Consider the following 10789-nt stretch of genomic DNA (forward strand, 5'->3'; position numbering starts at 1 on the left):
GTCGGCAGATCGCCGACGCGATGGCCAAGGTCAGCAAGGAAGGCGTGATCACCGTCGAGGAAAACAAAGGGTTGGAGACCGAGACCGAAGTGGTCGAAGGCATGCAGTTCGACCGCGGCTATCTGAGCCCCTATTTCGTCACGAATGCTCAGAAAATGGTCGTCGAGCTGGATGATTGCGTCGTACTGCTTCACGAAAAAAAGCTGACCTCTCTCATATCCATGGTGCCGTTGCTGGAGGCTGTGATTCAGGCCGAGAAGCAATTGCTGATCGTGGCCGAGGATATCGAGGGCGAGGCGCTGGCGACGCTGGTCGTCAACAAACTGCGCGGCGGATTGAAGGTGGCGGCCGTCAAGGCACCCGGCTTCGGAGACCGCCGCAAGGCGATGATGGAAGACATAGCCGTGCTGACGGGCGGTCAGGTGATTTCCGTGGAAATGGGCACCAAGCTGGAGAATGTCACCATGGACATGCTCGGGTCCGCCAGAAAGGTCACAATCACCAAGGATGACACGACGATCATCGACGGTGCCGGAGCCAAGGACGCGATCGCGGCGCGCGTCAACCAGATCCGGGCGCAGATCGAGGAGACCACTTCGGACTACGACAAGGAGAAGCTGCAGGAACGGCTCGCCAAGCTTGCCGGCGGCATTGCCGTGATCCGGGTCGGCGGGGCAACTGAGATCGAGGTGAAGGAGCGCAAGGACCGCGTCGACGACGCGCTGAACGCCACCCGCGCTGCGGTTCAGGAAGGTGTCGTGCCCGGCGGCGGCGTGGCCCTGGTTCATGCCGGCAAGGTGCTGGCGACGCTGAAGGGCGAGAACGGCGATCAGAATGCCGGCATCAAGATCGTCCGGCGCGCGATCCAGGCACCATTGCGCCAGATTGCCGAAAATGCCGGGGTCGACGGATCGGTCGTTGTTGGCAAGGTCATCGAGAACGACAGCCGGAGCTTCGGTTTCGACGCGCAAGCCGAGGAGTACGTCGACATGCTGAAGGCCGGCGTTATCGATCCGACGAAAGTCGTTCGGATCGCACTGGAAAACGCCGCGTCCATTGCCGGGCTATTGATCACGACCGAGGCGATGGTCGCGCAAAAGCCCGAAAAGGGCGGCGCCGGTAACGAAATGGCCGATATGGGTGGAATGGGCGGAATGATGTGAATGGGCGGGGCCTGTGCGCAGGAGCCTCGGGACGAGAAATCACATTCCCGATGGACATGAACACCGATCTAGTCAGCACAATAATTCACAATAGGAGAAACGGAAATGACCAAAGGCAACAAGCAACGCGGCAACCGCGAAGCGAAAAAGCCTAAGAAGGTGAAGGAAAAGGTCGTTGCAACAGCCGACTTCACGAAGGGCAAAACCTTGACCAATCTAGGCGAGCACAAGAAGAAATAGGTAGAGGGCCAAGTGATTGGCTATCAGTGAATATTGGCTATCACTGAATACGGAGCCTGATGGCGGCGGGAGACGACGCGCATAACACTTTGGCAGAGCTTCCGCTGCGCAAGGCTGCACCTATGAGACGAGAAGCACCGGAGATTTCTTTCATTCGCGGGGGCCCGGACGCTTGCCGCCTGAGCCGTACGCGACGCGGCTGAGGCGCCGGCAACTGCGTCTCGTGGTCAACGCATCCGCGTTGCGATGACAAAGACTCTGTCGACCCGAAAAGGTATGCTTCTCCCGTGATCGATACTCATCAAGGCCTGCCCCACGAGGCAGCCGACAGCATAACGAAACCATTCGCACGCTTCCTGAAGATCGAAGCGGCAGCTGGTGGGCTCCTGCTCCTGGCTGTTCTGCTGGCTTTGGGGCTGGCCAACTCGCCGTGGCAAGAAGGCTTTCTGCGTTTCTGGGAGACCCCCATCGGTCTCACATTCGGCTCGTTGGATTTCACCCGCTCTCTGCGGCACTGGATCAACGACGGTCTGATGACCCTTTTCTTCTTCGTGCTTTCTCTGGAACTCAAGCGCGAGTTGGTGCTGGGCGAATTGCGAAACCCTCGACAGGCCGCCCTGCCGTTCGCAGGCGCCCTGGGTGGCATGGTCGTGCCGGTCTCTCTGTATCTTGTGCTGATGTCCGGCCAGCCCGGCATACATGGCTGGGGAACCGTGATGGCAACCGATACGGCCTTCGTGATCGGGTGCCTGGCGCTCTTCGGAAGCCGGATCCCGCCCACCTTGCGATTGTTCCTGCTGTCTCTGGCCATCTTTGACGACGTCGGCGCAATCCTTGTGGTCGCCTTCGGTTACGGTGAGGCGTTGAACTGGTCGGCTCTCGGATTGGGCTTTCTGGGGATTGGTATCGTCGCAGGCGCGTCGCGCCTCGGGATCAGAAGCGTACCGGTCTATTTCCTTCTGGGAGCGGCAGTCTGGTTATGCTTCGACGCTTCCGGCGTCCACGCGACTATTGCAGGCGTCATTCTGGGCCTGATGACGCCAACGCGCATATGGGTGAGCGATGCCCGCCTGCGTGCAATCCTTGGGCGGGTACTCGCCGTTCCGGCCGGCGATCGTCGACATGGAGATGCCGCAAGCCACCGCGACCTGCGTCAAGCCGGCAGAGCGGTCACTGAGTCGCTCTCACCAGTCGAACGGCTCGAGATGATGCTGCACCCCTGGGTCGGCTTTGCAATCATGCCGATCTTCGCACTGGCAAATGCCGGCATCAAGGTTGAGGGTGTCGATTTCGTACAACCGGTCTCGCTGGCGATCATTGTCGGCCTGGTGTTGGGAAAACCGATCGGCGTCTTCGTGTTCGGCTGGATTGCCGTACGATCCGGCCTAGCGGCACTCGCGCCGGGCTTGTCGTGGCCTTTCATTCTGGCTGGCTCTTTTCTGACTGGGATCGGTTTCACGATGTCATTGTTCATCGCAGGCCTCGCATTCGACAGTTACGTCCTGAATGCGGCAAAGTTGGGTATTCTCGGCGGATCGGCGCTTTCGGCGATACTCGGCATCTCGCTTCTGATTTGGCTCACATTGCGAATGAGGTGACGAAAACACACAGCCGATGCGCTGCGCGACCTCGTTCATGTACCCTTACTATCCATCGTCGATGTCGACGCCGATCAGTTCTGAGATGCTTTTCTGCCCAATGTTGCTGCAACAGCCGACGACGCAGCGCAACGTGCAGCAACTGCCCGTAAGGAAGGGAACACGAATTGGAACGACACGGGAACCGGTATGGGCCTTGGCTGGCTCTGCGCCCTGCTGATCCTCGTACTGGTGGTCGTGGCCATAGAGGCACCGATCAAACTTCTTCGACAATAGGCGCAAGCCGGACAGGGCGCCCCGCCGTCCAGACACCGAGCCTATGTTATACTGCGCATGCAGTAGTGAGGGCTGTTTATTGGGCGACCCTTAGGGGTGCAACCTAGGAGGACGAGAAGATGAATTGGAACGACATGGGCTTCGGAATGGGTTTCGGGATGGGGTTTGGCTGGCTGTTCGGCCTGTTGATCCTTGTGCTGGTGGTTTTGGCCATAGCGGCGCTGATCAAATATCTTCGGAAATAGGAAAAAGGACTTCGCAATGACCTACACGATCAATCGCGTGATCTCCGGCGCAGGTATCGACGACATTGACTCTCGTGCGCGCAAGGCGCTGGCGGATCAGGGTTTCGGCGTTCTGACCGAAATCGACGTCAAGGCGACGATGAAGAAGAAGCTGGATGTCGAGATGCCGGCCTATCGCATCCTCGGAGCCTGCAATCCGAAGATGGCGCATCACGCCATCGGGATCGAGCCGCGTGTGGGTGCGATGCTGCCGTGCAACGTCATCCTGCGCGAGGTCGAGGATGCCGTCGAGGTCAGCGCCATCGACCCGGTTGCGTCGATGCAGGCGATCGAGAACAGCGAATTTACGGCTGTTGCGGGCCAGGTCCGAGACCTTCTCGCGAAGGCCGTTGCCTCGATCTGAGGTGGGGTTGCGCGCAATCATCCTCGTGGTGATGGCGATCCTCGGGATCGCCGTGCTCGGTGCCTGGCTTTTCGCGCCTTCTGCTTTTGACCAGGCACGCGGCCTGATGGGCGGCGAGCGTCTGGAAATGCTGGTGGCGCGCGCCGGGATCTGGGGGCCGGTCCTCATCGTCACGCTTATGACCCTCGCGGTTGTAGCCAGTCCGATCCCGAGCGCGCCGATCGCGTTGGCCGCCGGTGCGGCCTACGGGCATGTTTGGGGAACGGTTCTGGTCGTGATCGGCGCGGAACTCGGAGCACTGATCGCGTTCGGCCTCGCACGGATTCTGGGGCATGATATCCTGCGGCGGGTCTTTGGTGACCGCGTCGATGCCGGGCTGCTCGGCTCGCAGACCGCGTTGACGGCGACGGTTTTCGCCAGCCGCCTGATGCCCTTCGTGTCCTTCGACATGATCAGCTACGCTGCGGGGCTCAGCCGCCTGCACGCCTGGCGGTTCGCCCTCGCGACGCTGGCCGGCATCATTCCGGCAAGCTTCCTGCTCGCCCATTTCGGGGGTGAGGCGGTCAGCGGAGACTTTGAGCGAGCGACCTGGGCAGTGCTCGGTCTCGGCCTCGTGACGGGCTTACCGCTGCTCTGGGTGGCGATGCGGAGTAAGCCTGAAGAGTGCGTTCCCGACCAAGATTGAAAAGGGCTTGACCTTCAAACCGCTGGAGGTCGCAAGCTGAGAAAAAACCGAAAGGCCGACAACCATGGAACACGATCACAACCACGCGTCGCCCGACGTGCCTTCGGTGGCCGAGACGGCGAAGGACCCGGTCTGCGGGATGACGGTTGCAGTCAGGCCCGATGGACGTCACGCCGAGTTCCAGGGCGAGCCCTTCCATTTTTGTTCGGAGAAATGCCAGACGAAGTTCACGGCGGATCCGTGGTTCTATGCCTCGGGAAGGGCCGCCGGACAAAAGAAGGCCGCACCGGCCAACGTCCAGTACACCTGTCCGATGCACCCCGAGATTGTTCGGGATGCGCCGGGGTCATGCCCGATCTGCGGCATGGCGCTGGAACCGATGGTGCCCTCCGACGAGCCCAGCGAGGAGCTGACAGACTTCACACGCCGGATGTGGATCTCGGCTGCCGCCGCGGTGCCGCTTATTATCCTGACGATGGGTGAACTGGTGGCGCTGCCGGTGCGCGACTGGATCGGGCATCAGACGGCCAGCTATCTCGAGTTTCTGCTGGCCACGCCCATCATATTCTGGGCGGCGCTGCCATTTTTCCGGCGCGGCTGGGATTCGATCGTGAACCGAAGCCCGAACATGTGGACGCTGATCAGCATCGGCGTGGCGGCGGCATACCTTTACTCGCTCGTCGCCACGTTCCTGCCGGGGGTGTTTCCGGAACAGTACCGGATGGGGCACGGCGTGGGGACGTATTTCGAGGCGGCGGTTGTGATCGTGACGCTAGTCTTCGTGGGCCAGGTTCTCGAACTGCGCGCACGCGAGCGCACCGGGGATGCGATCCGCGCGCTCCTCGATCTCGCCCCAAAGACGGCGCGGCGTATCCTGCCAGACGGTACCGAATATGACGCGCCGCTGGAAAACATCATGGAGGGAGACCGGCTGCGCGTGCGACCCGGTGATGCGGTCCCGGTCGATGGGACGGTGATCGAGGGCCGGTCGTCGCTTGACGAGAGTATGCTGACGGGTGAGTCGATGCCCGTCGAGAAAGGCCCGGGCGATGCGGTGACCGGAGCGACGATCAACAAGAATGGCTCTCTGGTTATGGAGGCGGGAAAGGTCGGATCCGACACCGTGCTGGCGCAGATCGTCGCGATGGTGTCGAACGCGCGCCGCTCGCGCGCGCCGATCCAGGGTCTGGCTGACCGGGTGTCGGCGGTATTCGTGCCGACCGTGGTCGCCATAGCCGTCGTCGCCTTCATCGTCTGGCTGACCGTCGGCCCCGAGCCCGCGCTGGTCTTCGCGATCGCTTCGGCGGTGTCCGTCCTGATCATCGCCTGTCCCTGCGCGCTTGGGCTTGCGACGCCGATCTCGATCACAACGGCAGCAGGACGCGGGGCGCAGGCGGGCGTGCTGATCAAGGACGCCGAGGCGCTGGAACGCATGGCGGCCGTCGATACGCTCATCGTGGACAAGACCGGCACTCTGACCTTGGGCAAGCCGAAGCTGACGGACCTTATGGCGCTTGGCGACATCGCCGAGACCGACCTGCTTTCGCTGGCCGCAGCGCTGGAGCGCGGCTCGGAGCACCCTCTGGCCGAAGCGATCGTCGAGGGAGCCGAGACGCAGAGTGCCCCGCGTCAGGAGGCCACGGACTTCGGTGCCGTCACCGGCAAGGGCGTACAGGGCAGCGTCGGTGGGCGTGCGGTGGCGCTCGGCAACGCGGCGATGATGCGGGAGATGGGTCTGGATACGGGTGCGGCCGAGGCGCACGCCGACACCCTGCGCGCCGAGGGCAAGACGGCGATGTTCGTCGCTTTCGATGGCGCGCTCGTCGGCATCGTGGCGGTCGCCGACCCGATCAAGGACTCGACCGCACAGGCGATCCGCGAACTTCATGCCCAGGGTCTGAGGGTGATAATGGCGACGGGCGACAACGAGCGCACAGCGCAGGCAGTGGCAGGCAAGCTCGGGATCGACGAGGTGCGGGCGGGCGTGCTGCCCGAAGCCAAGAAGGTCCTTATCGACCAGTTGCGTCGAGAGGGCCACAAGATCGCAATGGCGGGCGACGGAGTGAACGACGCGCCCGCGCTGGCCGCCGCGGATGTCGGCATCGCGATGGGCACGGGCGCGGATGTGGCGATGGAAAGCGCCGGCATCACCCTGCTGGGCGGTGACCTGATGGGCATCGTCCGGGCGCGCAAGCTCGCACGCGCCACTTTGCGCAACATCAAGCAAAACCTGTTCTTCGCCTTCGCTTACAACGCGCTTGGTGTCCCCATCGCAGCAGGACTGCTCTACCCCGTCACCGGCCTTCTCCTGTCGCCGATGATCGCGGCGGCGGCCATGAGCCTGTCCTCCGTCTCGGTGATCACCAACGCCCTACGGCTCAGGCGGGTCAATCTCTGACCTGCCAGTCCATACATGCGAACTCGAAAGGAAACGCAGATGACCCAGAACGCTTTTTCCCGCCGCACGCTTCTGATTGGCGGCGCCGCGCTGGTGGCTGCATCGCCCTTCAGGACCCTGGCGCTAGGCGCCGGTCCGGCGATCCACGTGATGAAGGATCCGAACTGCGGCTGCTGCTCGGCCTGGATCGAGATACTCGAAAACGATGGTTTCGCCGTAACGACCGAGGCGAGCGCCGGGACGCTTCTGATGCGCTACAAGCTGGACAACGGCATCACGCAGGAGATGGTCTCCTGCCATACGGGGCGCGTGAATGGCTACATGATCGAGCGCCACGTCCCTGTTGCCGACATTCGCCGTCTGCTGGTGGAACGCCCCGACGCGGTGGGCCTCGCAGTGCCCGGCATGCCCTACGGCTCGCCCGGGATGGGGCCGGAAAGCGAGCGCGAGGCCTATGACGTGTTCCTGATCCAGCGCGACGGATCGACCGAGGTGTTCACCTGCTACGCTGCCGCGTGACCTTGAAGCTGCGATTCCGCTTCTGATCAGGGACGAGAACACAGGCGTGCCTGCTCCCGCATCACGGCGTAATCGCTCAGAATCTCGGCGTTGGCGGATCCGTCCGGCAGAAAAGCCAACTCCTTGGCCATTGCTCGTCCCCGATGAACACTACGAGGCCCCGAAGAGTCCAATCTGTGCCAGCGCATCGAAACACCCGCTAAGGAGTGCGAAATCACGCGATCTAAACATGAACACACACTGCACACGACACCGCGCAAGCCACTGATATTCTACCGGAATTGCCACCATCCATCACTGAACAGGCGCATAGCACGTCTTCGAACGACCGCTTCGAACCGGATTACAGACCTTGGTGCAGAGCGCAGCATTCGGTAGTATGGGCTCTCACTTAGCCTTCGCTGCAATCCACCTTAAGGTCCGCATTGCCGCCCATCACATGGAAAACCCGCTGCATCGAATAGAGTGGGGCCTCTGCGACCTAACAATTGCGGCGTTCCCTGGATCCACATACGTGTTGTTGCAGGAACTCGGCCTGCCACTCGATATGATCTACCGACCATAAAACGGAAATATGATCTGCGGATCATACGGCATGAAAGGCAATCGCCCGACGTCGTATGCCAGCAGCAATGGCATCTGCCAAAGGCTGTGGAAACCCATCCGGCAGGTCTGCTAGTGTCTTGTCCAAGGCGGGTTCAAGCTCAGACGCGACGCCCGACAAGACCTCTTCCGCCAGCGCCACACCAAAACCTGCCGCCTTCGCAGCCTGCGGGAAATGGCGCGGCACCACCTCATTGATCCGATAGTGCCCGTCGACCGCCATCGCGAGACGCATCCGGTTTTGGCGAATTTGACCGTCATCCACGGCTTTTTGTGCGCTCAGCACGTCATAAAGCGGGGTCAAAAGGAAACCGCCAGGGCGCAATGCAATACTGAAATTCTTGGCGTGCCCGTCCGTCGCGCCCAACAACCAAAACAGCACCTGCGCGCGGAAAAAGGCGCGTTGATCTTCGTCAGGGTCATCACTGCCCTGCAGCAGCCCGATCCCTTCGGTGATCCCTGGCCCGCCATCCATTTGGTATTTTTGACTGGGTGGGACTGAGAGCGCTTGGCAAAAGTCTTCCTGCGGGAGGCGGATCAACCGGCCATCTTTGGTCCAGCGCCGATCGAACCGGGTCACAACAAGGCTCCGCACGTCCTCGAAGTCGGCAATCTCGACTTCAGCCACATCCATGCCCATGGCCCGACAGAGGTTCATGCAGAAAAACTCGTTCTCAACACTGTCAGACAAATCGATCCCTGCGGGCAGAACGCCAAGCTGCGTCTTGAGGATATGGGTTGTTGGGGTGAGCCCCGATGGACGGATCCACGCGCCCTCGTGGCGTAGCAGCGCCGTTTTTTCCTGCGCCCCTGCGATAGAAATGCGGAAGTCGTCTTCCTCATCTAAGCCTAGCGGAGCGTTTGCGAGGTTGCGTAACATATCCGCAACCTGTGCCTCTGAAACGGGCTCTCCCTCGAGTGCGCCAAACTCGGGGATCTCGCCCGAAACGAACTGCAAGGCCCCTACGCAATCGCGCCCGATTTTCTCCAGCATGTGCCAGGCGTCCGTACCGCCTGCACGCACCCGAGCGGCTACGCGTTCGCGTATCGCCTGATTGTCCGGCAGCAGGTTTTCCAAGTAGGCGATAACAGGGCCGCCCTGGTGTGCCACTTCACGCAAAGGCAGCGAAAGCGAGATGGGCATGGCATGTTCCCATGCCAACCATTCCGGATCATAGATAAAGCTGATCGCGCCTGAACCAGCGAGACGCAAAGCCCCCACCAACCGTCCGTTCAGAAGCACTTGCATCGTGCCGCTACGCCCGTGTTTGGCCATCAGAAGATATCCTCAATCTCAAGCGAGCCACCGCGTTCCACCAATCGGAACTCAAGCCCAAGTGCCGCCATAACAGCGAGCACTGTGGCGAGCTTGGCTCCCGCGTCGCCATTCTCGAGCGACGAAATCGTCGCGACGCGCAAATTCGTACGCGCGCTGATGTCGCTTTGGGTCCAGCCGCGCGCTTTGCGCGTCCGGCGAAGTGCCTCGCCGATCTGCTCGGCCGTTCGTGCTGTGAGGTCCATGATGTGGCTCCTTTTACGGCACAGCGTAAATTAAAACAAATTACGCTGCAACGTAAATATCTACTTTTTACGCCATGGCGTAACAATCGAGCCGCACTTATGCCTGCAGCCCCGCAGCGCGCACCTGCTCGGGCGTCACCAGCTTTGACGAGATCAAGCCCTCAATCTGCCGGTTTGTAATGTGGCGGCAAAGAGGGTGGCGTTCACGGATCCACTCGGCGAGGCTAGCGCGACCTTTGGCTTCGGCCTCTCGCGCCTTCTCCCGGTCCGCCTGTATCTGGGCAAGCCCCTTCTCCCATCGGCACATCTTGAACCAGTTGTCTGAGAAGCAGACCTTGCTGCGCGTGTATCCTTCGCTTTCCTTCGCATAGGCTTTGACCGCATGTTTCAGGTCATCGGGCTCCACACCGGCTTTCAATGCTGCAGCGATCAGGCGCAGACTGGTCCGCCGGTCTCGGATCCTGTCCTCGGGATACGCCGCCAAGATCTTCTCAGTTTCAAGAGCTTCAACCTCCACCTCCGCCGCCTCGCGCCTGCGCGTAGGTAGTTTATGGATGGTTTTAGGATGGTTTGGGGTCCACCGTGAACCCCGTACCCCGTTCACCGTGGACCCCGTGCCGGGTTCAGGCTGGACGGGGTTCACAGTGACCCCCGTCTCGATGTCGGGCTCAGCCGTGGGCTCGAGCGCGGCCACGCGTTCCAGAACGATGCGGTAAATGACGGTGTAGCCGTTCTTGCACTGCCGCCGCCCCGTCTCGATCAAAATGCCTTCGCGGAGGAAGTCGATGATGGTGCGCTTCACCGTGCTCTCGCTGAGCTCAGTGTGGCGCTGGATGGTCCCCTTGGAGCACCAGATGCCTGAGCCATCATCGCTCGCCTTATCGGCCAGGAACATGATGATCTGCTTGCGCGCGGCGCTGCCGAAGCGACGCTCTGCGCATTCATTTGCAACCGCCCAACTCATCGAATTATCCCAAGGTTAGAAACGATTTTGTGAGCATTCTGGCACGCAAACAGCGTTGAAACTTTCGCTTTTTGTTCACTTTTTGTCAGGAGGTGTTTTGCACCCATAAGCCGTTGTTTTTGCTTACGCTCTTTCTGGATTGCAAATCCGTGTACACCGGTTCGATTCCGGTAC

General features: G+C 61.1%; 11 protein-coding genes. 8 read left to right on the forward strand and 3 right to left on the reverse strand.

Features of this window, described 5'->3' with window-relative positions; translation table 11 throughout:
- The 8 genes from groEL to AC2FLZ_RS20885 form a co-directional block, all read left to right on the forward strand.
- Window positions 1-1163 (forward strand): chaperonin GroEL (gene groEL / locus AC2FLZ_RS20850; protein ID WP_496882713.1); only part of this gene is annotated, 1163 nt, incomplete at its 5' end.
- A gap of 105 nt (window positions 1164-1268) precedes the next feature.
- The gene (locus tag AC2FLZ_RS20855) at window positions 1269-1403 is read left to right on the forward strand and encodes a hypothetical protein (protein ID WP_263720905.1); all 135 of its coding nucleotides are present in this window, start codon (window positions 1269-1271) and stop codon (window positions 1401-1403) included.
- Between the two features lie 287 nt (window positions 1404-1690).
- Window positions 1691-3001 carry a Na+/H+ antiporter NhaA gene (nhaA, locus tag AC2FLZ_RS20860; protein ID WP_496808649.1) on the forward strand — a complete coding sequence of 437 codons (1311 nt, stop codon included), beginning with the start codon at window positions 1691-1693 and terminating at the stop codon, window positions 2999-3001.
- A 395-nt stretch (window positions 3002-3396) separates the two neighbouring features.
- Window positions 3397-3522 carry a hypothetical protein gene (locus AC2FLZ_RS20865; protein WP_268888901.1) on the forward strand — a complete coding sequence of 42 codons (126 nt, stop codon included), beginning with the start codon at window positions 3397-3399 and terminating at the stop codon, window positions 3520-3522.
- 16 nt (window positions 3523-3538) lie between these two features.
- The gene (locus AC2FLZ_RS20870) at window positions 3539-3925 is read left to right on the forward strand and encodes a DUF302 domain-containing protein (protein ID WP_496808648.1); all 387 of its coding nucleotides are present in this window, start codon (window positions 3539-3541) and stop codon (window positions 3923-3925) included.
- Window position 3926: 1 nt separating this feature from the next.
- Entirely contained in the window at window positions 3927-4610 is a 684-nt protein-coding gene (locus tag AC2FLZ_RS20875) for a TVP38/TMEM64 family protein (protein WP_496808647.1), read from the forward strand.
- Window positions 4611-4674: 64 nt separating this feature from the next.
- Window positions 4675-7008: a heavy metal translocating P-type ATPase gene (locus AC2FLZ_RS20880; protein ID WP_496808646.1), complete on the forward strand. Its 2334-nt coding sequence runs from the start codon at window positions 4675-4677 to the stop codon at window positions 7006-7008.
- Between the two features lie 39 nt (window positions 7009-7047).
- Entirely contained in the window at window positions 7048-7527 is a 480-nt protein-coding gene (locus tag AC2FLZ_RS20885; RefSeq protein WP_157707897.1) for a DUF411 domain-containing protein, read from the forward strand.
- Window positions 7528-8113: 586 nt separating this feature from the next.
- Here AC2FLZ_RS20885 and AC2FLZ_RS20890 read toward each other — a convergent pair.
- The 3 genes from AC2FLZ_RS20890 to AC2FLZ_RS20900 form a co-directional block, all read right to left on the reverse strand.
- Window positions 8114-9406: a type II toxin-antitoxin system HipA family toxin gene (locus AC2FLZ_RS20890; protein WP_496743635.1), complete on the reverse strand. Its 1293-nt coding sequence runs from the start codon at window positions 9404-9406 to the stop codon at window positions 8114-8116.
- Window positions 9406-9651, reverse strand: a complete 246-nt coding sequence (locus tag AC2FLZ_RS20895; protein ID WP_025059995.1) for a helix-turn-helix domain-containing protein — start codon at window positions 9649-9651, stop codon at window positions 9406-9408. Before AC2FLZ_RS20895 ends, AC2FLZ_RS20890 begins: the two co-directional genes overlap by 1 nt.
- Before the next feature lie 97 nt (window positions 9652-9748).
- Window positions 9749-10615 (reverse strand): hypothetical protein, encoded by an 867-nt coding sequence (locus AC2FLZ_RS20900; RefSeq protein ID WP_157707899.1) that lies wholly within the window; start codon window positions 10613-10615, stop codon window positions 9749-9751.
- Between the last annotated feature and the right edge of the window lie 174 nt (window positions 10616-10789).

The sequence above is a fragment of the Ruegeria sp. YKSF131 genome (assembly GCF_059612645.1).